This window comes from Desulfovibrio sp. (assembly GCF_034006445.1).
In the GTDB taxonomy this organism is placed as follows: domain Bacteria; phylum Desulfobacterota; class Desulfovibrionia; order Desulfovibrionales; family Desulfovibrionaceae; genus Desulfovibrio.
Genome location: NZ_JAVESS010000004.1, coordinates 161,059 through 181,848, shown reverse-complemented (window position 1 = coordinate 181,848; position 20,790 = coordinate 161,059). Strand labels below are relative to the sequence as shown.

The 20,790-nt window shown below is 57.3% G+C and carries 15 protein-coding genes and 4 tRNA genes; 6 read left to right on the top strand and 13 right to left on the bottom strand.

All coding sequences use genetic code 11. The features are described 5' to 3' along the window. Positions 1 to 1,306: 1,306 nt before the first annotated feature. The 4 genes from RBR41_RS06960 to RBR41_RS06945 all read right to left on the bottom strand — a co-directional run bounded on the left by RBR41_RS06960 (position 1,307) and on the right by RBR41_RS06945 (position 5,863). Entirely contained in the window at positions 1,307 to 2,077 is a 771-nt protein-coding gene (locus tag RBR41_RS06960; protein WP_320351855.1) for a hypothetical protein, read from the bottom strand. Positions 2,078 to 2,532: 455 nt separating this feature from the next. After that, positions 2,533 to 3,546, bottom strand: coding sequence for a 4-hydroxy-2-oxovalerate aldolase (locus RBR41_RS06955; RefSeq protein WP_320351854.1), 1,014 nt, complete (start codon positions 3,544 to 3,546; stop codon positions 2,533 to 2,535). 36 nt (positions 3,547 to 3,582) lie between these two features. Next, the gene (locus RBR41_RS06950; RefSeq protein ID WP_320351853.1) at positions 3,583 to 4,890 is read right to left on the bottom strand and encodes an MFS transporter; all 1,308 of its coding nucleotides are present in this window, start codon (positions 4,888 to 4,890) and stop codon (positions 3,583 to 3,585) included. A gap of 37 nt (positions 4,891 to 4,927) precedes the next feature. Continuing rightward, positions 4,928 to 5,863: a hydroxyacid dehydrogenase gene (locus RBR41_RS06945; RefSeq protein WP_320351852.1), complete on the bottom strand. Its 936-nt coding sequence runs from the start codon at positions 5,861 to 5,863 to the stop codon at positions 4,928 to 4,930. Positions 5,864 to 6,131: 268 nt separating this feature from the next. Between RBR41_RS06945 and RBR41_RS06940 the strand changes: the two genes are divergently transcribed. After that, complete coding sequence (locus tag RBR41_RS06940; protein ID WP_320351851.1) at positions 6,132 to 8,063, top strand: sigma 54-interacting transcriptional regulator; 1,932 nt, start codon at positions 6,132 to 6,134, stop codon at positions 8,061 to 8,063. Positions 8,064 to 8,312: 249 nt separating this feature from the next. On the opposite strand, the gene RBR41_RS06935 is transcribed toward RBR41_RS06940, so the two are convergent. The 4 genes from RBR41_RS06935 to RBR41_RS06920 are packed head-to-tail and all read right to left on the bottom strand — an operon-like array spanning position 8,313 to position 12,905. Next, positions 8,313 to 10,091 carry a cation acetate symporter gene (locus RBR41_RS06935; RefSeq protein ID WP_320351850.1) on the bottom strand — a complete coding sequence of 593 codons (1,779 nt, stop codon included), beginning with the start codon at positions 10,089 to 10,091 and terminating at the stop codon, positions 8,313 to 8,315. Then, positions 10,088 to 10,402: a DUF485 domain-containing protein gene (locus RBR41_RS06930; RefSeq protein WP_320351849.1), complete on the bottom strand. Its 315-nt coding sequence runs from the start codon at positions 10,400 to 10,402 to the stop codon at positions 10,088 to 10,090. The genes RBR41_RS06935 and RBR41_RS06930 overlap by 4 nt, the downstream gene beginning before the upstream one ends. A gap of 54 nt (positions 10,403 to 10,456) precedes the next feature. Then, positions 10,457 to 11,089: a 3'-5' exonuclease gene (locus RBR41_RS06925; protein ID WP_320351848.1), complete on the bottom strand. Its 633-nt coding sequence runs from the start codon at positions 11,087 to 11,089 to the stop codon at positions 10,457 to 10,459. Position 11,090: 1 nt separating this feature from the next. Further along, positions 11,091 to 12,905 (bottom strand): DUF294 nucleotidyltransferase-like domain-containing protein, encoded by a 1,815-nt coding sequence (locus RBR41_RS06920; RefSeq protein ID WP_320351847.1) that lies wholly within the window; start codon positions 12,903 to 12,905, stop codon positions 11,091 to 11,093. Positions 12,906 to 13,686: 781 nt separating this feature from the next. Here RBR41_RS06920 and RBR41_RS06915 point away from each other — a divergent pair. Further along, positions 13,687 to 14,106: a tyrosine-type recombinase/integrase gene (locus RBR41_RS06915; RefSeq protein WP_320351846.1), complete on the top strand. Its 420-nt coding sequence runs from the start codon at positions 13,687 to 13,689 to the stop codon at positions 14,104 to 14,106. A gap of 16 nt (positions 14,107 to 14,122) precedes the next feature. Here the strand turns inward: RBR41_RS06915 and RBR41_RS06910 are convergent. The 5 genes from RBR41_RS06910 to RBR41_RS06890 all read right to left on the bottom strand — a co-directional run bounded on the left by RBR41_RS06910 (position 14,123) and on the right by RBR41_RS06890 (position 16,372). Beyond that, positions 14,123 to 14,197, bottom strand: a tRNA-Gly gene (locus RBR41_RS06910). Between the two features lie 5 nt (positions 14,198 to 14,202). Beyond that, positions 14,203 to 14,277 (bottom strand) — tRNA-Gly (locus RBR41_RS06905). 36 nt (positions 14,278 to 14,313) lie between these two features. Continuing rightward, positions 14,314 to 14,387: transfer RNA gene (locus tag RBR41_RS06900), tRNA-Cys, on the bottom strand. Between the two features lie 11 nt (positions 14,388 to 14,398). Beyond that, positions 14,399 to 14,473: transfer RNA gene (locus RBR41_RS06895), tRNA-Gly, on the bottom strand. A 594-nt stretch (positions 14,474 to 15,067) separates the two neighbouring features. Then, complete coding sequence (locus tag RBR41_RS06890; protein WP_320351845.1) at positions 15,068 to 16,372, bottom strand: phenylacetate--CoA ligase; 1,305 nt, start codon at positions 16,370 to 16,372, stop codon at positions 15,068 to 15,070. Positions 16,373 to 16,704: 332 nt separating this feature from the next. Here RBR41_RS06890 and rsfS point away from each other — a divergent pair, with 332 nt between their 5' ends. From rsfS to RBR41_RS06870, 4 genes are all read left to right on the top strand, one after another. Beyond that, positions 16,705 to 17,130: a ribosome silencing factor gene (gene rsfS, locus RBR41_RS06885; RefSeq protein ID WP_320351844.1), complete on the top strand. Its 426-nt coding sequence runs from the start codon at positions 16,705 to 16,707 to the stop codon at positions 17,128 to 17,130. A gap of 3 nt (positions 17,131 to 17,133) precedes the next feature. Beyond that, on the top strand, positions 17,134 to 18,702 hold the full coding sequence (gene gpmI / locus RBR41_RS06880; RefSeq protein ID WP_320351843.1) for a 2,3-bisphosphoglycerate-independent phosphoglycerate mutase: 1,569 nt from the start codon (positions 17,134 to 17,136) through the stop codon (positions 18,700 to 18,702). Then, positions 18,695 to 18,937 (top strand): hypothetical protein, encoded by a 243-nt coding sequence (locus RBR41_RS06875; protein ID WP_320351842.1) that lies wholly within the window; start codon positions 18,695 to 18,697, stop codon positions 18,935 to 18,937. Before gpmI ends, RBR41_RS06875 begins: the two co-directional genes overlap by 8 nt. A 266-nt stretch (positions 18,938 to 19,203) precedes the next feature. Next, entirely contained in the window at positions 19,204 to 20,739 is a 1,536-nt protein-coding gene (locus RBR41_RS06870; RefSeq protein WP_320351841.1) for an outer membrane homotrimeric porin, read from the top strand. Positions 20,740 to 20,790 lie beyond the last annotated feature (51 nt).

Here is a 20,790-nt window from a genome sequence, read left to right as displayed (position 1 = left end):
ACAATTGCGCGATTTTAGAAGAATTTCATTTAAAAACAGCGCAGTAACGTTTCTGGGGCAACACGCCCCAGCAGCGCACGCAGGGTTTGCCCCTGAGGCCGTTGCCGATCTGTCGCGCGAGCAGGGCAGGAATGGCACACAGAAGCGGGCAAGCATGGCACATGGAAGTGAGCAGGCGAGCAGGGCAGGCATGGAACACAGCAGAGCGCAAGCGGGCAAGGCCCGCTACGGGTGCGGACGAAGACAGATCCGCCGTTCATTTTCGCCGATAAGCGCCGAAGTGAGCGTGTCTTACTCTTTGAAATGTATATTCTCAGAGTTTATTTGCGATAAAAGCGGGTGCGGGCACGGGTGCCGGACGCCACAAAAAAGTGCGCCCCTGAAAATACGGGGGCGCACATGGTTGTCGTGCAGTGAAGGGAATGCTGCCCGCCCTGGGCGATCAGGGCCTGGTGCATATTGTTAAAGAATGCTGTTGAAAGAATGTTCCTTGCGGGCACAAAACCCATTGCCCCGGCTTGCCGGGTCATTCTTATTTTCGCCGTTTCGCTCTGGCCTTTCTGCGTTCGTCTTCTTCAAGCTGGGCACGCCGCTTGTCGAAGGGCACTCAGCCACAATTCATGCGGTCCATGGGCAGCCAGCCTTTTTTGAGGGCAAGCAGGTAAAAAACCGCAATGCCGCCAAAGACCAGCAATAAAATCAGTATGTCTGCCATTATGTCTCCTGGTATATCAAATCACCTTTGAAATGCTGTGCATTTCAATTTTTTATTCTGCTCAAAATCGTATTTTCAGCCGAATCCGCGCCACGCTGCAGCGCGCTGTACTCTCACGCAACAGCAGAGCATGCGCCTTTTCATGGCAAAATGCTCTACCGCGCCGAGAATGCACATTCTCAACATCGGCCTACTTTAAAATAGTGCAGAACAGGGGAAAGTACAGTGATGCAGGTTTGCGCGAGCAAGGGCGCTATCCATAGCCCAGAACTATGGTTGAGGCAATGCAAGGATGCGGTGCAGCCCCGGGATGACGCCCTGGCAAATCTGCCAGCCAGGGGACTTGCGCCGGAAAGACTTGCGCCGGAGGGCCTTGCGCTGGAGGGGGCTTGCGCTGGAGATGTCTTGCGCCGGAAAATCTTGCGCTCGAGAGGTTTTGCGCTGTGGGGCTTTGCGCCGGAAAATCTTGCGCTGGAGATGTCTTGCGCCGGGGGGCCACAGGGCAGGGGGTGGAAGGATGATCGCAACCAGCCAGCGGTATTCCGTGTTGTCGTGTTCAGGAGTCGCGCGGCAGGTACAGGCGTAAAGGCCTCAGCCCAGGGAGGATACTATTGCGCCTCGGCTGCGCAACAAGGGGTCCGTTTCATCGGGCAGCGCGTTTTTTGCCGCGCGGGCAAGTATTTCGGCCTGTTCAATCATAAAGTTTTTTTCACTTGTATAGGACGTTGCCAACGACGTGTAATTCGAATTGAGCGTTGTGAGTATACTGCCGTAATCTGTCAGAGAGTTCGTGAGCGCCGTCAAATCCGCAGCCGAGATGGTGTTCAAATCTACCGTGGTCAATTCTTTCAGTCCTGACAAGCTATACAGGGAAAATGTTGAGGTTCCATAGCCCAACTGGATCGGCACTGTGGCCGTGGCGCCGTCGCCGCTGACGGTCAGGCGCTTGTCCGTGCTCCAGGCATCACCGTCCAGGAGGGATATGCCATTGTACTGCGTGCCGGATACCGTGGCGGCAAGTGTTGTGGCCAGGGCTTTAAACGCGGGGCTTGCCGTGGCGCTCTGGCTGGGGTCTGCCTGCACTTTTTGCGCAAGGGCAAGCATCTCGCTCAATGTGGCGCTCAGGGAAGAAGCGGCGTTTGCGATGCTGCCAGCCATGGAGGCAGCCTCGGAGGCATTTTTTGCGCCTTGCCGGAGCATGGCGGCGTTGCTCCTGATTTTTCCTGTGAGCGCCTCGGCCATGATCTGCCTGCCGGACTTGCCGCTCGGCGCGGTTGTGCGCTGGGGCATGTTGTTAAGCAAAAGCTCCAGGCTGCCGCTTTTCAGGAACGAATACGCCATGATCTGATCAAAAAAATCCATGCTGCGCCCCTACTGCTTTTATGGGTCAAACGTCAGGCATTTACCCTGAGTATCGGCAATTTCCCATAAAGCGTTAGCCGTGCATGACAAAGGCGAATCTGGTGCGGGCGCGGGCGGCCGCTTTTCAGCAGGGATATCTCCCTTAGAGCAGTTTACGAATGAAATGAGCTAAATGCTCTGCAAGGATTTTTCTGAAAATCCTTGCCACGAAATGCGAGTAGGCGGGCTTTTGCCTGCCGTACGCGAGCATTTCAAGTGTTAAATGCTCTAGTGCTCAGGCGGGGTCGCCCTGCCAGCGGCGAAGCCAGGGCGGACATGCATTGGACCGCATGCCCACCCTGGCAATAAACCGTTTTGCCGCCATGGCTCTTTGTTATATGTGTGCACGTCCTGGTCAGGCTCCCGGTTGCCCGTCAGCCACAAGGCCAGGATGATGAATACTTTGTGGCAGAGTATCAGTCACACGTGGCAAGCACGCCAGCGGCAAGCTTGTGGGCATGTTCCCTGATGAGGTCTTTTGAGGGATTTTTACGGTTCTCGGCGGAAACGGACATTGTAAGACGAAAAACGTCCACGCCGAATTCCTTTGAGGCTTCGAGCAATGCCGCTGTGTTGGATGAATGGCAACCCGCCAGGCCAAACACCAGGTCCAGGGGAACAACCGGAGGCTTGTAACCATGTTTTTCCATGGCGGGGGCCAGCTTTTCGTCAATAAACCGCAAGAGGGAGTTCAGGTCGGCCGTGCGGATTCCAAGGCGGTCAAAAACGGCCACCGCAATTTCTGTGGCCAGATTACCGGCGCTGCGGGCCATGCCCATCAGGCCGCAATCGATTATGCTGGCCCCTTCCCTGAATGCCGCAACGGCGTTTGACACTGACAGCCCCAGATTATTGTGCCCGTGAAATCCCACAGGAATGTCAACCCGGCGCACCATTTTTTCTACATAGCAGCTGACTTCATCCGGCATCATGGTTCCGGCCGAGTCCATAATGGTCACCATGTCCACGCCCATGTCCTGCAGCCGGGCAGCTTCGTCTGCCAGAGCGTCCGGGCTGAGCACATAGGCCTTCATCAATGAATAACAGGCCTCAAGCTTGTATTTTTTTACCAGTTCCACGGCTCGACGCGCTTTGTCGCCATCGCCGGCATTGGCCCCGACGCGCAGAAAACTCAAACCGTTTGCCGCAGCGGCTTCCACACGTGCATCGGTGGCGTTGCCCGCGCCAAGAAACATGCCCAGACGGGCCTTGTCCACCAGCGGCTTTGCCAGGGCCAGGTATGCAGCGTCCGTAAGCGGAGCCGTTTTTCCCTGTTCTTCGCCTGCGCCCATGCCATTGGCATTGCCGTACTCAATGTAGCGTATGCCGCAATCAACAAGCCCGTGCAGCATCAGTGTCGTCAGTTCGGCCGGAAAGCCGTTGCCAAGCACGTTGCCGCCATCACGAAGGGTGCAATCAAAAAGTTCCATATATTCTCCTGAGTGTTGCCGTTTAAAGATGGTTCGTTACCGGAAACGACGCCCCTCGGAGGGGTCGGCCTTTTTAAGCGAAAGTAGATTGAATAAGCCCAAGGCACCCACAAAAATGAGGATGTAGGCGGGAATCATGATGTCGTTGAATTTGGAGATGAGCCAGGTGGCCAGAAACGGCGTGGTAGCTCCACCCAGGACGGCTCCCATGCTGTGCCCGAACGAAACTCCGGTGCTGCGCACGCGTGGCGGCAACAGCTCAGGATACATGGCGTATGACCCGGCCTGGCACAGGGCGTAAGGAATCATGGTGGTTACCAGCGCAGCTATGGCCATGCCAAAGCCATTGCCCATCAGGGCGTAACAGGGGTAACTCAGCGCAATATAACAGACGTAGCAGGCCACCAGTGTTTTGACGGGGCCGATGCGGTCGGTGACGAGTCCGAACACTGGTATGAGCAGTGCCGCGCACGTCACGGCAATAAGCACGATGAAGCCCACATCGGTAGCAGGCATTTTCAGTACCGTACGCATGTAGATGGCGACATAGACGGTGCCGCAATACGTGCCGACGTTCTGGACAAGGGAATACATGAAGAGTTTGCACAGCGAGGCGGGGTATTGGCTGATAAGCTCCTTGACGGGAGCTTCAGAAAGCTTGCCCTCTTTCTTCATGTTGGTGAAGTCGGGGGTGTCCTCAATTTTAAGGCGCATCCAGAGGCAGCCGAGCATGAGGGGCATGGCCACCAGAAAAGGCACGCGCCACGCCCAGGTGGTGCTTTCGCCCACAAACAGATAGGCAGCCAGCCCGGTAAGCCCGGCCGCCCCTGCTTTGCCAAGATTGGCCACGCTGGGCACAAAGGAAAGGTAGAGGGACCGCCGTTCTATGGGCGCCCATTCGCGGATGTATGAAGCCGCGCTGCCGATCTCGCCCCCGGCTGAAAAACCCTGCAGCATGCGGCAGAGTACCAGCAGTATGGGAGCCGCGATGCCTATCTGGCTGTAGGTGGGCAAACAGCCGATGGCCGTGCAGGCCACCCCGATAAGAACCACAGTGGCCACAAGCGAGAGTTTGCGGCCGTAGCGGTCGCCAATGTGCCCGAAGAACAGGCCGCCCAGGGGCCGGATGATAAAGGCCAGCCCGAACACGGCCAGCGTGGACAGCAGTGAAACCGTGGGATTGTCACTGGGAAAAAATTCCTTGGACATGCGTGCGGCACAGTAGCCGTATACTGAAAAATCGTAATACTCTAAAAAAGTACCAAATGCGGCGGCCACAGTGGCCCTTTTGGCCTCGCTCATTTTTTGTTCGTCGATAAATGGTGCTGTATCCGTCAGAGACATGGCAGGATCCTTTACGGTAAGAGGCTGAAACGGAAAGCTATACGACGTAGGGATAACGCGGTTTTTCACCGTGGAGCACGGAGAGCACGTCGTCAACAACAGTGTTGCCAACGCGTACAAGAGACTCGTGCGTGCTGCCCCCTATGTGCAAGGTGCCAATAAAGTTGGGCAGTTGCAGCAGGGGAGTATCCATGGTGGGAGGTTCCTGCACAAAGACGTCGCTGGCCGCGCCAAAGATCGTCTTGTTCACCAGGGCCTCATACAGGGCGGCCTCATCAATAACCCCGCCGCGCGCGGTGCTGACAATGACGGCCGTGGGCTTGCAGCAGGCAAACTGCGCCGCGCCCAGGAGCCCCCTGGTGGCTTCGGTAAGGGGCACGCTCACACTGATGTAGTCCGCCTCACGCAGCATCCCTTCAAGGGTACTGTGCAGATGCACGCCACGGGATTTTGCCGTGTTCACATCCAGATATGGGTCGTAAACGTGGACGGCCATGCCAAAGCCGTTTGCGGCAATCTGCGCCACGCGCGCGCCGATGTTGCCGAAGCCCACAAGGCCAAGGTTTTTGTCCGAGATTTCAAGGCCCGTCAGGGCGGGGGGCGCTATGCGGTCGATCCCCCCGCGGATATGCTCCATATTGTCGCGCAGCTTGCGCGCGCTGGCGAGAATAAGCCCGAAGACCAGTTCTGCTACGGAATTGACGTTGCTCAGGGGCGTGTACACAACGGCCACGCCCTTTTCATTGGCTGTCGCCAGATCAATGGCGTTTACGCCAACGCCGTGCTTGCCGATAACTTTCAGCCCTGGTGCGGCAAGAATCTGCTCGCGCGTGATGGGCGCGGCACGCACAATTACAGCATCCGCCAGTGATAAATCGTTTTTTTCAGGGTCGTCCCACGACACTACCTCCGCCTCTGCGCGCAGTTTGCGCATGGCGCTCTCATGTATGGGTTCTATGACATGAACTCTCATTATGTCCTCCGTATGAAACATGACGAATGCATTCGGCCGACTAAAAGCAATTGGCATGCCAGCAGTGCAGGATATTCGGGACTGGCAGAAACCTGTTAAATAAAATTATATATTTTAGTATGTTATGTACGCATGTTTGTTGCCGTTACGGTTTTTCTCCTGCGTGGCGCTCCTGATAAGAAAATGTCTCCCTGGGGATGTGTTTCATTTGAGTTTCAAATTCTATCGATGTATATCAAAGTGAAACACACACAGCTGGAGGCGTCGTATGGTCCATGTCCGCAGGGAAGATATTTTATTTATCCTCCCCAGTGAACCCATTGCAGCTACAATCAATAATATTTTCAGTCTGATAGATGAGCGTTTTCTGGTACATGAGGCGAATCTGGAAGATGCGGTGAGCCTTGCCCAAAGCTATATTGACCAAGGGCAGGCCATGGTTGTGGTCAGCAATGGCGGCACAGCGGCTCTGCTCAAACAAAGGCTTAAGACGCATGTGCTGGAACTGCGCTATACAAGCGTGGACATGTTGCGCGCAGTCAGACGCGCATTCGACCTGGCGGACAAGGTCGCGGTGATGGGGTTTGAGCCGTTTACCTATAATGCAAAGGCTCTGAAGGATTTTTTTGAAAGACCAGTGCTGGTGGAAACCATAACGGATCTTGCCGATCTTACAGAAAAGCTGCAGCACCTCATGGCCAGGGGGATAAAAGCCTTTGTGGGGGGATCCCCTGTGGTGAATGCGGCACGGATGCTCGGCGCATATGGCGTGCACATAGACATGGACCCGCGCGTCATTCAGGACGCCATTGAGGAAGGCAAGCGGATAGTTTCGCTGCAAAAAGAAAAAGATCTGCGCCTTGGCACCATCAATGCGCTGCTCAACTCCATAAATGACGGCATTATCGGCATTGACGCTTCGGGGTGTATTTCCGAGATAAACCGTATCGGACTTGAATTGCTGGGCCTGCAACGCCAGGACGTCGTGGGGCGCGACATTCGTCAGGTTCTGGGCGTTCCCTGGGAATCATGCATCCAGGCCGTTGAAAACGAGCAAACGGCCGAGGTATGCCTGATTGGCGGAAATTCCCTGGCCGTTACCAGCGTGCCCATTCGGGTGAACGGACACAGCAGCGGGGCCGTGCTCACACTTCAGGAAGTGCGGCGCATCCTGTCTCTGGAGCGGCGGGTGCGCAAGAGGGTGCGCGATTCTGGCCATATAGCCAAAAGTACGTTTGCAGACGTGGTGGGAAGGTCAGAACCTCTGGAAAAAGCGAAAAAAAAAGCTTTTACCTACGCTCAGTCCGACAGCACGGTTCTTATTTACGGCAAGACAGGAACGGGCAAGGAGCTGTTTGCACAGTCCATCCATAATGCCAGCGCAAGGGCCGACAGCCCCTTTGTTGCGGTGAATTGCGCCGCGTTGCCGGAGAATCTGCTTGAAAGCGAACTTTTCGGCTATGTCAGAGGCGCGTTCACCGGCGCCAGCGAAAGTGGGAAAATGGGCCTTTTTGAAATGGCGCACGGGGGAAGTATTTTTCTGGATGAAATCAGCGAAATGCCCCTGCCTCTTCAATGCCGGCTGCTGCGCGTCTTGCAGGAAAAGGAAGTTTCCCGCGTGGGCGACGACAAGGTAACACCCGTGGATGTTCGCATCATCGCCGCTACCAACCGCAATCTGGCCGAAGAGGTGCAGAACGGAAGATTCAGGGAAGATCTGTATTACAGGCTCGCGGTGCTCATTCTGGAGTTGCCGCCCCTGGTGGAGCGGTTGGGGGATATTGGCCTGCTGGCGCGGGTTATTCTGCACAGGAAGTCAAAGGAACAGCATAAGCCCATGCCAAGACTGGACCCACGGGCAATGGCGCTTCTGGAGAGCATCTCGTGGCCCGGCAACGTGCGGCAGTTGGCCAATGTTCTTGAGCGTGCCATGGTTATTGCCACAAATGGCGTGCTTTCCGAAGAGGTAATGGCCGATTCCTTGCGCAGTTGCCATCCCTACGGGCAGTTTTGCCCAGGCAGTGCGCCCATAAGCATTGCGCACTCTGAAGATTCCACTGCCAGCCTTGATGCTGTGGAGGAGCGTGCCCTGCGCGCTGTGCTGCGCCAGTGCGGGGGCAACAGAAAAGAATCTGCGCTGCGCTTGGGCATTGGGCGTGCCACCCTGTGGCGCAAGATGAAAAAATTTGGCTTGATTTGAAAAAATACAATAAAACAGCTTGTTGTAAGTAGTTGTAGGTGGTGGAACCGGAATGCGGCGGCATTCGCAGGCACACGGCGCAAAATAGGATGCGGATACAGGCGTGTTGCTTTTGAGGACGTATTTTATAGATGCACGGAGTATGCCCGCCCGAAAAAATATCTGTTTTTCGGGCGGGCATGGTTTCTGGTGCGCTGCCGCAGGTTAAAGGTGGCAGCCCAATCAGCCAAGGGCGCGGGGCGCGTCTGCCTAGTGCGCAGTGGGTTTGAACGCCCCAAGGCCTGTTTCAGACCGGATTTTCTGGTCGGCAAAGGCCTCCCGTTCTTTTTGCGCCTGCGGGGACTGATCGCATATGGACACTACCCAGATGCACAAAAAGGCCAGCGGCATGGAAAAGATGGCCGGGGAGGAATACGGAAAGGGCGCGCTGCCTGGCGGGTTGCCCAGGGTTGACACCCAGACCGCATCCGAAAGCACGGTCATGGCCAGGGCCGCCACCAGCCCCGCAAAGCCCCCGGCAACGGCCCCTCTGGTGGTGCAGCCCTTCCAGAGCACCGAAAGGATCAAGGCCGGGAAGTTGGCCGAGGCCGCAATGGCAAAGGCCAGGGAAACCATGAAGGCCACGTTCTGTTTTTCAAACACCATGCCAAGAAACATGGCAATGATGCCGAGGGCCACGGTTGTCAGTTTGGAGATTTTAAGCTCCTCGCTGGAGCTGGCCTTGCCCTTTTTGAGCGCGGAGGCGTAGAGGTCGTGCGCCACGGCAGACGCGCCCGAGAGCGTCAGCCCCGCCACCACCGCCAGAATGGTGGCAAAGGCCACCGCCGACATGAAGCCAAGAAAAATGTTGCCGCCGATGGCGTTGGCCAGATGCACGGCCGCCATGTTGCTGCCCCCGCGCAGGGTTCCGTTCGCATCAAGAAACTCGGGGTTGGTGCTCACAAACACAATGGCCCCAAAGCCGATGATGAAGGTCAGGATGTAGAAATAGCCGATCCAGGTGGTTGCCCACAGCACGCTTTTTCTGGCTTCCCTGGCGTCCGGCACGGTAAAAAAGCGCATCAGGATGTGCGGCAGACCGGCGGTGCCGAACATGAGGGCAATGCCGAGCGAAATGGCCGAAACGGGGTCTTTCACAAAGCCGCCCGGCCCCATGATGGCCGCGCTTTTTTTGATGCCCACGGCGGCTGTGAAAAGCTTTTCGGGGCTGAAACCGTACTGGGCCATGACCATGAAGGCCATGAACGAGGCCCCGCCGAGCAGCAGGCAGGCCTTGATGATCTGCACCCACGTGGTTGCCGTCATGCCGCCAAAAAGCACATAGGCCATCATGAGCAGGCCCACGATAACCACCGCATAGTGGTAATCAAGCCCGAAGAGCAGCTTGATGAGCTGCCCCGCGCCCACCATCTGCGCGATGAGATAGAACAGCACCACAACCAGCGTGCCCGATGCGGCAAATATGCGCACCGGCACCTGCCGGAGCCTGTAGGCCACCACATCGGCAAAGGTGAAGCGCCCGAGATTGCGCAGGCGCTCCGCCAGCATGAAGGTTATGAGCGGCCAGCCCACCTGAAAGCCGATGGCGTAGATCAGGCCGTCAAAGCCCGTTGCCATCACAGCGGCTGAAATGCCCAGAAAGGACGCAGCCGACATGAAGTCGCCCGCAATGGCAAGGCCGTTCTGAAAGCCCGTGATGCCGCCGCCGGCCGTGTAGAAATCTGCGGCGGAGCGGGTGCGCTTGGCTGCCCACTTGGTAATCCACAGCGATGCGCCGACAAAAATGGTGAACATGATGATGGCTGTCCAGTCGGTGTTCTGCTTTTGTGTTTCTTCTATGGCGCCTGCCGCCAGCGCGAGGCCGGGCGACAGGGCTCCGAAAAGAGCCGTGGCCCCGAAAAGAGCCGTGGGCCTGAAAAGAACCGTGGCCCCGAAAAGAGCCGTGGGCAGGGCAGCGGCGGTACATGTTCTGGCGGATATGTGCCGCCTGGGCCTGTGGCTGGACGTGCAACTGCTCATAGCCTTCATGACTGCACCTCTTTTTCAAGAATCTGCTTGAGCGCAGGGTCAAATTCGCTGTTGGCCTTGCGAACATAGATCGCCGTGAGCACAACGGTCAGCAGGATGATGCCGATGCCCAGGGGGATGCCCCAGGTTGTTGTCATTCCGGCTGCAAGAGGTGTGGCAAAGAGCTGCTTGTCAAAGGCGACAACCAGGATAAAGCCGTAATACGCGGCAAAAACCATAAGCGTCAGGCGCCAGCCAAGGGAGTTGCGCGCCTTGATCAGGTGCTGGTATTGCGCATTCTTTTCAATTCGTTGCGTCAGTTCTGAGGCCATTGTTCCCTCCTCGCATCTTTTTGTCCGCAATGTCTTTTGTACAGACATCGGACGTTATGGGAGCCTGTGTGCGCCGTATCCGCGCGATTGCAGCGCCAGATACATCATGGCGGCTGTTATGGCGTCGTTCATGGCATCGTGCCTTGGCAGCGTGGGCAGGCGAAGGTTTCTGACCATCGTTTCCCATCGCAGATCAATGTAGGCGCCAGGATATTGCGCAAATCGCCAGTCGTAATAGTGGCCTGAAACCTCTATGCGACTGTTTGGCAATGCTGCCCCCATCAGTGGCCTCAAGTTTTTGTTCAACACTGCAAGGTCGTATTGCAGATAATACCCGACCAGTGTTCTGCCTCTGACAAACTGAAGAAAAGCCGACAACACATCCTGAAGCGGCAGGCCAGTGCTGAAGTCGCACGGGCGCAGCCCGTGTACGCGCACATTCTGCCCATCAGGGGCATGCCGCGGCGTTATCAGCGCGTAAAAGGCGTCTCTGGTGCAAAGACGCCGGCCGTCTATGCAGACGGCGGCAAGGGACAACAACTCCGCTTCCTTCACATTGAGCGAGGTGGTTTCGCAATCAATGCTCACAAGCAGGCCGTCGTCCTGATCCAGCAGGGAACGGTAGGGTTCCCGCAGCCCGCGCATGCGCCAGCGGCGCGCCACGGACTGTAGCCACGGTTTTTGCATTTCAGAACCTGTCCAGCCCGTACCGCTGGCCGATCATGCGCTTGAAGCGTTTGACCACCTGCAGGGCGTCCTGCAACAGGTCTTTGTCCAGGGTGGACAGGGTGGCCGTGTCAATCTCGTTGCTCAGGGGGCTGCCCCCGCGCAGCATTTCAAGCCCCGCGTCCAGCCGCAGGCGCATCATAAATGCCAGGGATTCGGCCAGATCGTCCGCCAGCGATTTTTCCATGAAACTCCGTGATGTCAGGGCCTCCAGTCGGTCAAAGGTGTTGGTGGCGTCAATGCCCGCCTCCAGCGCGAGAACGCGGGCTCCGTGCACAATGGGGAAGATTCCCGCCTTCTTGATGTCGAGCAGGGCGTTTTTTTCGCGGTTCAGCAGTTGCCGCCAAAAGCCGCTTTCGCCCGTGCGGGTCGGGAACTGCTCGATGGGCAGGGCCATGCGCGCAAACCACGCCGCATCGTCGCGCAGGGCTGAGTGCAGGGCCTGCCTGCAGGCGGCAAGCCATGCGGCAGGGCCGGAGACCGTTTCCGCATCAAGAAAGATAGCCAGACGCATGAGCCCTTCGCCCTGCGCGGCATCCGCCCACTGGCGCAGCGTGCGCTCCCATCCGCGCACCGTGTGCCGCCAGAGGGGCTGGTTCACCATCATGTCCCCTGGGCAGGGCGGGTAGCCAAGGCTGAGCATGCGTTCCGTAAAGCTGTTTGCAGAGTGTTCCACCTCCTTTGCGTCCAGGCCTTCCGCAAGAATCAGCGCGTTGTCCTGGTCGGTTTTCAGTATCTGCTCGCCCCTCCCTTCGGAGCCAAGGGCCAGCAGGGCGCTTCCGGCAAATACGGCGGGCGTGGCCGTCAGCTGCCAGAGGCGGGCCATGAGCTGCGCGTTGAGCACCTGCACAAGGCGCGCGAGCTGCGGCGTTTTTATGCCCTGGGTAACGAGGGTTGTTACCAGGGTTTCCATATCCCGCATGGCGCTGTGCAGGTCGGCCAGAGTGACGGCCGCCTCAAGCTGCCGCGCGATGGACAGGGAATGGTTGGAAAAATAGGAAAGCAGGTCGATCATTGCCAGAACGCCCACGGGCCGCCCCTTGTCCGTAACCACAATGCGGTGGATGTTGTGGCGGGTCATGAGGAGCAGGGCGTTGAAAAGGTAGTCGTCCTTTTCGCAGCTCAACAAGGAAAACCGCGCGCAGGCCTTGAGCGGGGTCTGGTTGGAAACCGCGTTGGCCACGATGTCGCAAAAATCGCCCGTGGTGAAAATTCCCGTGCTGGAACCGTCGCGCACAAAGATGGATCGCCTCCGGCTTTCCTTCATGCGCTGCGCGGCATGGGCAATGGTGTCCGACGCTTCGGCAAATATGGGCGGGCGAAAACCAGCGTCGCTGATCTTGACCGCAAAAAGGCTCTGCCACTCGCGGCGGTCGCGGCTTTGGGCAAGCTGGCCCAGCTTGTCGGACACTGTTGCAAAAAAGTAGGCGCCGAAGAGCGAGTTTTTTTCCGTCAGGGCCAGCACCTCCCGCCCCGGAAACACGCAGAGCAGCACTTCTTCGTGCGCCACAAACCTGTGGCGCGTTCTGCCTGTGGCCAAAGCCCGGCAGTCAAAGGCCTCGTGCTCGCGGTACGCGCCCACAATTTCCTCGCCCGACATTTCACGTACAAGGCCCTTCATGACCAGATACAGGGCGTCAACTTCGCTCCCCGAGGCAAGAATCTCCTGATCGTTGCTGAAAAACAGCACGTCGGCAGTGGCCGAAAGGGCAGATGCCTCCGCCATGGTCAGCAGGTCAAAAGGTGGGTGCGTGAGGTCAAAGCGGGTGTTCGTCATACTCTGTCCCGAAGGCGTCCCTGTGATATGATTCAGTTTTTATTCTTATATGTTGTGCTGACGTTTCTGACCTGTTGTACGCATTGTGTTTACAGTATGTAAAAATTGTTCAACCAATGAGCGTATTGTTCTTGATGTAAAAGCGGCTGTTTGTATGCGCAATTATTGAATGTGAAATATTTCATTGATTGTTTATGCAGTTTAAAATGCAAATATTTAGTTTGTGTTGCAGTGTCGGAATCATAAACACACTACAATCAGTTTGCCTGAATATGCAATTAGTATTTTATGCAGTGAATGATATTTGATAAAAAAGAATGATAAATTATCTTTTTGCTGAAATGGATATTTCACTGCATACAAATAAATCGGACTGAGTGCTTATCAGTGATATTTATTTCTGGAACAGGCAGGTTCTGTACAAAAAATACGCATGCAACAATTTTCGCCGGGCGCGCCGGGCGCGTTCTTTCCACGCGGCAAGCAATGGGGGAATGTTTCGGCCCCTGGTTACTACGGCGCTGCGGGTTTGGCCCGGTTGCGACAGTCCGGTGGAATTGCATGGCAATGCAGTCTGGTATCACGGGGAATGGGGCGGGGGTAGGGGATGCGGCGCTTCTGGCTGCGGCGAGGCAGGATGTGGCTTTTCTGGGCACGGTTGCGGGCAATCTTGATACTGATGCTTGGGCAGACTTGCAGGGCGTGAGCCAACGTGCAGAATCTTTGAATCCAAAGGCGGGGGCTTCATCGCTGCAGCACTTGGCCGGCACTTCACGGCGCGATGAAAAATTTTGATGTTCCGTGGCGTGAAGTTCCGATCCGCGAAGACAACCTGTACTTTTTTGAAGAGTGGAAAAGGGATGATTCTCCAAAAGGCGTTAAATACGTTGTGCATTACAGGGGGAAGCCCGTGTCCAGCATAAAAACGGCGTGGAGGCTGACACTTGCCCGCTCTGGAATAACCAGACGCATCAGGCCATACGATCTTCGGTATGCATTCGCGACAGAGCTTTTGTCAGAAAATATTGACGTTGGAACGGTTGCGGAGCTTATGGGGCACAGTTCGCCGTCCCTGCTTTGGAAGCACTATCAGCACATAATGAACAAACAAAAAAAGGCCGCGATGCAGGCTCTACCAGTGCTGGAATATGTGCCCAATGATATGTGCCCAAAAAAGAAAGCCCCCACTGCCGTGCAGTAAGGGCTTGATTTTTCTCTGGAGCGGGAAACGGGATTTGAACCCGCAACCTTCAGCTTGGGAAGCTGACACTCTACCGTTGAGTTATTCCCGCAAAAGTGGAGCGGGAGACGGGATTTGAACCCGCGACTTCAACCTTGGCAAGGTTGCACTCTACCACTGAGTTACTCCCGCATGGTCTGCAAACGGCGAAGCGTGAAAATTACTTTTTGGAGGCGGCATCCAGATTTGAACTGGAGATGGAGGTTTTGCAGACCTCTGCCTTACCACTTGGCTATGCCGCCAGCAAAAAATTTGGAGCGGGAGACGGGATTTGAACCCGCGACTTCAACCTTGGCAAGGTTGCACTCTACCACTGAGTTACTCCCGCTCAGCGAGGTATGCTTTTACGTGGATCGCCCCTGAGTGTCAAGCATTGTTCCACAAATTTAGAAAACTTTTATTTTTTTCATGCTGTTGCCGTAGAAAAAGAGCTGATAAACCGCATGAAAAGCCGCAATGGCAAGAAAGGGCGAACCGTTATTGCCAGCGGTTCAGCCGGGCAGGCATCCTCTGGCTTCAGGCGGCCGTGCCAGGCCGTGCCAGGGCCATTATCACTGATGTGCGATGCCTGGAGGCTGCGCTTCGGGACGCCGCTTTAGATCAGAAAATTTGCCGCCGAGCTCAGAAAATTTGTTCCGAGGCGTAAATGCGGCAAGAGTTTTAGGGGGTGGGGGTGTAGGGGAGGCGACCCTTTTTTAGAGCATTTAAACTTTGAAAAAAGTTAAATGCTCTAAGCTGCACGAGAGTGCAGCACGCCACAACGTGGCGTGGATTCTGCCGAAAATCGCATTTTTGGCAGAATGACACCTTTGAAATGTGAAGCATTTCAAAGGTGATCTGGTCTAGGGAGGGTCCCTCCCCCGCAAAGCATTCACAGTTGCAGCCCAGAACTAATTCTTGCCGCAACTAACGTTTGCCGCAACTAGTCCTTGCCGCGCTGGTCCACGATGCGCTGGGCCTTGCCCTCGGAGCGCTGGATGGAGCGCGGCTCCATCAGGCGCACCTTGGCCGTGACGCCCAGGAATTCCTTGATGTTCTTTTGCAGGCGGTTTTCCAGCATCTGGAGTTTGCGGATTTCGTCGGCAAACAGGCTGTCGCTGACTTCCACGCGCACTTCCAGGGTGTCCAGATTGTTAACCGAGCCCACAATGATCTGGTAGTTGGGGGTGAGGCCGTCACTTTCCATAAGCAGGCCTTCGATCTGCTGCGGAAAGACGTTGACCCCGCGTATGATGAGCATGTCGTCGCTGCGGCCCTGCAGGCGCGAGATGCGCACGTGGGTGCGGCCGCAGCAGCAGGGCGTGTAGTTCAGGCTGGTGAGGTCGCGGGTGCGGTAGCGCAGCATGGGGATGCCCTCCTTGGTGAGGGTCGTCAGCACAAGCTCGCCCACCTGGCCGGGGGGAAGCTGTTCGCCGGTCACGGGATCAATGATTTCCGGCAGGATGTGATCTTCCCAAAGGTGCATGCCGCACTTGGCTTCCACGCATTCCATGGCGACGCCAGGCCCCATGATTTCAGAAAGGCCGTAAATGTTCAGGGCATCGATGTGCATTTTTTCTTCGATGTCACGGCGCATGGCTTCGGACCAGGGTTCGGCTCCGAAGATGCCTATGCGCAGCGCAAGTTCGCGAAAGTCCACGCCTGCTTCCTGCGCGGCTTCCCACAAATGCAGGGAGTAGGAAGGCGTGGCGCACAAGACTGTAGCGCCAAAATCGCGCATGAGGTGCGCCTGGCGGCGCGTGGCCCCGCCGGAAGCCGGAACAACCGTGGCCCCGATGCGTTCAGCGCCGTAGTGCGCCCCAAGCCCGCCCGTGAAGAGGCCGTAGCCATAGGCCACATGCACCACGTCGGAGCGGTTGACCCCTGCGGCGGACATGCTGCGGGCCATAAGCTCGGCCCAGTTTTCGAGGTCGCGGGCCGTATAGCCCACAACCACGGCCTTGCCCGTGGTGCCGCTGGAGGCGTGCAGCCGCACGATATGGTCGCGCGGCACGGCAAACAGGCCGAAGGGGTAGTAGTTGCGCAGGTCCTGCTTTTCGGTAAAGGGCAGAAGTTTCAGGTCGGCCAGGGATTTGATGTCGGCGGGGGTGACGCCCGCCTCGTCAAAACGTTTGCGATAGAAGGGCACGTTGGCGTAAACGCGGTCGCACAAGTCGCGCAGGCGGCGCAGTTGCAACGCTTCCAGTTCTTCGCGGGGCAGGGTTTCCTGTTTGATATTGAAAAGCACGACCCACTCCTTGTAGAAGAGATAGCTGGCATTTGACGGCTTGAGCCATCAGGAAAAGGAAAAACGGTTTCGCAGCGTGGAAACCCCTTTGGGTATGCCGCAATGTCCGCACCGGGTCAACAAAAACGGGGCATGGCGAGGTGGCTTTTTAGTCAGGCAACGCCGCCAAACGGAAAACATCCGCGTTTCCCTAAAGGCGCGCAGCACGGGCTGCTGCCGGGCCCCAGGCAGCGTATGCCGCGCTGGCGGTTGACGCCCGGCATGGCGGGCGTCGGGGGCGGCAACTGCGGCAAACCATTGCCCTTGACCCGGCTTTACGATATGTGCTTGCTATGGAAAATAATCATCTCAATACTCCCTCCGGGGGCCGCGCCCCCAAACAGTTTTCAGACGTCCCCGCAAGCCGCAAGGCGGCGGATCTGGTTCAATGGCTTGAAGAGCACAAGGCCTTGCGTGTGGTCAGCATTGATTTTGAAGGGCAGGGCGGTTTTGCCGATGCCCTGATCATTGCCAGCGCCGGTTCGGTGCGTCACGCCCAGAGTCTTGCTGACGGCGTAAGCCTGATGTGCCGTGAGAAAAACTACGAATTTCTGCGCACAGAAGGGTACGCCGCCGGACAGTGGATCCTGGTGGATATGAACGATGTTATCGTCAATATCTTTCAGGAACCCGTGCGCGAGCTTTACGCCCTTGAAGCCCTGTGGGGGCACGGCTCTGCTGCGGCCAAAACCGCTGGGCGCGAAGACCGCGGAGAATAATATATGACGCCGACGCTGTTGCTGATACTGGATGGCTGGGGCATTGCCCCGCCAGGGCCCGGCAATGCCCCGTACCTGGCGAAAACCCCCAATCTGGACGCCCTGACGGCCCGCTGCCCGCACGGGCAGCTCATCGCCTCAGGCCGTGATGTGGGTCTGCCCAAAGGGTATATGGGCAATTCGGAAGTCGGGCACCTGAACATCGGGGCGGGGCGCGTGGTCTATCAGGACATGACGCGCATCGACGTGGCTGTGGAGGACGGCTCCTTCGCGGCCAACCCTGTCATCAATGACGTGCTGGCAGCGGCCAGACGCGGCGGCGGCAAGCTGCACCTTGTGGGTCTGCTTTCCGGCGGCGGCGTTCACAGTCATATCCGTCATCTGGAGGCCTTGTGCGGCATGGCTGCCGGGCAGGGCATCCCCGTGCGCGTGCATGCCCTCATGGACGGCCGCGACTGCGAACCGCACAGCGGCATGGACTTTATCCGCGAGCTTGAAGCCAGCATCAAGGATCAGCCCCAGACGCGCATATCCAGCCTTGTGGGCCGCTTTTACGCCATGGACCGCGACAAGCACTGGGAGCGGGTCAGCCAGGCATGGGACGTGATAGTACACGGTCAGGCGCCCACGGCGGCCAATCCCGAAGCAGCGGTGCAGGCTTCCTACGATGCGGGTGTTACCGACGAATTCATGAAGCCCGTGCGCTTTGACACGGGTGACGCCGCCCCCGGCATGGCCGACGGCGACGCGGTATTTTTTTTCAACTTCCGGGCCGACCGCATGCGCGAACTGACAGCGGCCTTCATTACGCCCGGTTTTGAAGGCTTTGACAGGGGCAAGATGCCCGAGCTGTCGGCCCTGGCGTCCATGACGAGCTATGAGGCCAGCTTTACCCTGCCGGTGGCCTTTCCCAAGGAGGCGGTGAGCCATGGCCTTGGTCAGGTCGTGTCCGAGCGGGGCATGCGTCAGCTGCGCCTGGCGGAAACGGAAAAGTACGCCCATGTGACCTATTTTTTCAATGGCGGCGTTGAAGAGCCGTTTACGGGCGAAGATCGCGTTCTTGTACCGTCGCCGCGCGATGTGACGACCTATGACCAGAAGCCAGCCATGAGCGCGCCTCTGGTGACGGATGAATTCGTCAAGGCCTGGAACTCCGGGCAGTATGATCTTGTGGTCTGCAACCTCGCCAATGGCGATATGGTGGGGCATACCGGCGTGGTTGAAGCCGCTGTTGCGGCCTGCGAAGTGGTGGACCAGTGCGTGGGCCGCATGGTGGAAGCCGTGGAAGCCCGCAAGGGCCGCATGCTCATCATTGCCGACCACGGCAACTGCGAAGTCATGCTCACGCCCGAAGGCCATCCGCAGACGGCCCATACCACCAACCCCGTGCCCTGCATCCTGCTGGAGCCTGACGGCGCGGTAAAAGCGCTGGCCGACGGCAGGCTGTGCGACGTTGCCCCCACGCTTCTGGCCCTGTGGGGAATCGAACCCTCATTGCCCATGACCGGGCGTAATCTGGCCCTGAACGGCGCTGATGCGGATATGGCACAAAAGGAGGCCGCCCGTGGCTGAGCGCAAAAAGCCCATTGAGCCCGTGGCCCCTGACGGCATGGAAATTCTCTTTTTCTACCAGTGCCCTGGCTGCGGTAAACACGTGCCGCAGGCCAGCCCCACCGAACCGCGCATGGTGCGCTGCCCGGGCTGCGGGCAGGGTTTTCCCATCATTCCGGTGGATGAGCACAGCCTGCACTATGTGCGCATCATGCTGGCCGAGGGCAAGGCGGCCGCTGATCCGGATTTTTTGTAGTACAAGAAACTGTCCTGCCTGAATTTCGCGCAGGCGGTTTTCGTGATGAAAACCATTTTGAAAACCCGGCTGCCACCTACGTGGCGGCTGGGTTTTTGCGTGTGTGTCATCCTCATGACAAAACGCCGACACGGTATGGCAATTTTGGTTAAAATTTTTTTACGAAAAGTCTTGCGTCTATACATAAACCCGTGTAAGAAAGGTTTCAACCTGAATGCAGGTTGCTTAGTGTTACCTGTGGGATGATTTAAACGAGAGGAAGGGCTATGAAACGCATCTGTACACTTCTTTTGGCTGCCGGCCTGCTGTTTGGCGCGGCCACTGGCGCCAGCGCCATTGATTTTAATGCTAAGGGCCAGTGGCTCATGGGCTTCGGCGTAGGCAACGCGAGCCCCATGGACACGTATCGTGCAAACGGAGTGAAGACCAAGGGCAACACTGAAGACGACTTCCAGGCCGCTCAGCGCCTTCGTCTGCAGTTGGATGCCGTGGCTTCCGAATCCCTGTCCGGCACTGTATACTTCGAAATCGGTACCACCCAGTGGGGCAAAAGCTCTTCCGGTGGCGCTCTTGGCGCTGACGCCAACAACGCCATCAAGCTGAAGCGCGCCTACATTGACTGGGCCGTGCCGCAGAGTGACGCCAAGGTGCGCATGGGCATCCAGGGCGTGGCCCTGCCCAACGTGGCCGGCGGCTCCGCCATCATGGATACCGACGTGGCTGGCATCACCGTCAACTACAAGTTCAACGACAACGTCGGCCTGACCGCTCTGTGGGCCCGTCCGCTGAACGACAACTATGTTGACAACAACAAGACCACGCAGAATAACTATCTGGACAACATGGATCTGTTCAGCCTGATGGTGCCCCTGACCTTTGACGGCGTGAAAGTGACCCCCTGGGCCATGTACGGCATGGTGGGCAAAAATGCCCTGAATCGCCAGTGGGACACCAAGAGCAGCGCGTATGACAGCGTGGGCACCAGCGATGGTAACCTGCCTTACTCCCTGCGTCCTTACCCCGGCATTGGTGCGACCAACTTCAAGATCGGCAAGACCGGCAACGACTACGGCACCGCTTTCTGGGCTGGCCTGCCTGTTGCCATCACCCTGTGGGATCCGCTGAACATCGAACTGGACATCAACTACGGTTACATGCAGGGCATGGGCCGCTTTGATGCACTCAAGAGCGACGGCACCACGAAGCGTTCCAGCACCGAGCGTCAGGGCTGGCTTGCCAAGGCCCTGGTGGAATACAAGCTTGACTGGGGCGTACCCGGCATCTTCGGCTGGTATGCTTCCGGCGACGACGGCAACCCGAAGAACGGTTCGCAGCGCATGCCTTCCATTGCTGCTTCCGGCAACTTCACCTCCTTCATCGGTGACGGCAACATGGGCTGGATCCGTCAGGACTACTCCCTGACCTATGACGGCACCTGGGGCATTGGCGCCCAGGTTCGTGACATCAGCTTCGTTGAAGACCTGAAGCACACCCTCCGCGTGGCTTACTGGGGCGGCACCAACAGCACCGGTATGGTCAAGTACATGAACAATGCTCACGCCTGGGCCGATGGCTGGGGCAACAACACCGGTCCTTACCTGACCACCAACGATGGTATGGTGGAATTCAACCTGGTGAACAGCTACAAGATTTACGAAAACCTCGAAATGAATCTTGAACTGGACTACGTTATCAACTGCATGGATAACAGCACCTGGAAGAAGGCCAACGACGGCAACGCCGGCAGCTTCAGCAAGCAGGATATGTGGAAGGCCCAGGTGGTCTTCGCGTACAGCTTCTAAGCTACGCGGCTCAGCCGAAAGGCAAGGATTACGACTTCAAGGGGAGGCTTC

What these genes read in the sequence shown, in the direction of transcription:
- RBR41_RS06955 (WP_320351854.1), bottom strand. Translation starts at nt 3,546, where the DNA reads ATGGAACTTTTTGATTGCACCCTTCGTGATGGCGGCAACGTGCTTGGC.
- RBR41_RS06940 (WP_320351851.1), top strand. Translation starts at nt 6,132, where the DNA reads ATGGTCCATGTCCGCAGGGAAGATATTTTATTTATCCTCCCCAGTGAA.
- RBR41_RS06935 (WP_320351850.1), bottom strand. Translation starts at nt 10,091, where the DNA reads ATGAAGGCTATGAGCAGTTGCACGTCCAGCCACAGGCCCAGGCGGCAC.
- gpmI (WP_320351843.1), top strand. Translation starts at nt 17,134, where the DNA reads ATGACGCCGACGCTGTTGCTGATACTGGATGGCTGGGGCATTGCCCCG.
- RBR41_RS06945 (WP_320351852.1), bottom strand. Translation starts at nt 5,863, where the DNA reads ATGAGAGTTCATGTCATAGAACCCATACATGAGAGCGCCATGCGCAAA.
- RBR41_RS06920 (WP_320351847.1), bottom strand. Translation starts at nt 12,905, where the DNA reads ATGACGAACACCCGCTTTGACCTCACGCACCCACCTTTTGACCTGCTG.
- rsfS (WP_320351844.1), top strand. Translation starts at nt 16,705, where the DNA reads ATGGAAAATAATCATCTCAATACTCCCTCCGGGGGCCGCGCCCCCAAA.
- RBR41_RS06960 (WP_320351855.1), bottom strand. Translation starts at nt 2,077, where the DNA reads ATGGATTTTTTTGATCAGATCATGGCGTATTCGTTCCTGAAAAGCGGC.
- RBR41_RS06870 (WP_320351841.1), top strand. Translation starts at nt 19,204, where the DNA reads ATGAAACGCATCTGTACACTTCTTTTGGCTGCCGGCCTGCTGTTTGGC.
- RBR41_RS06930 (WP_320351849.1), bottom strand. Translation starts at nt 10,402, where the DNA reads ATGGCCTCAGAACTGACGCAACGAATTGAAAAGAATGCGCAATACCAG.
- RBR41_RS06925 (WP_320351848.1), bottom strand. Translation starts at nt 11,089, where the DNA reads ATGCAAAAACCGTGGCTACAGTCCGTGGCGCGCCGCTGGCGCATGCGC.
- RBR41_RS06950 (WP_320351853.1), bottom strand. Translation starts at nt 4,890, where the DNA reads ATGTCTCTGACGGATACAGCACCATTTATCGACGAACAAAAAATGAGC.
- RBR41_RS06915 (WP_320351846.1), top strand. Translation starts at nt 13,687, where the DNA reads ATGAAAAATTTTGATGTTCCGTGGCGTGAAGTTCCGATCCGCGAAGAC.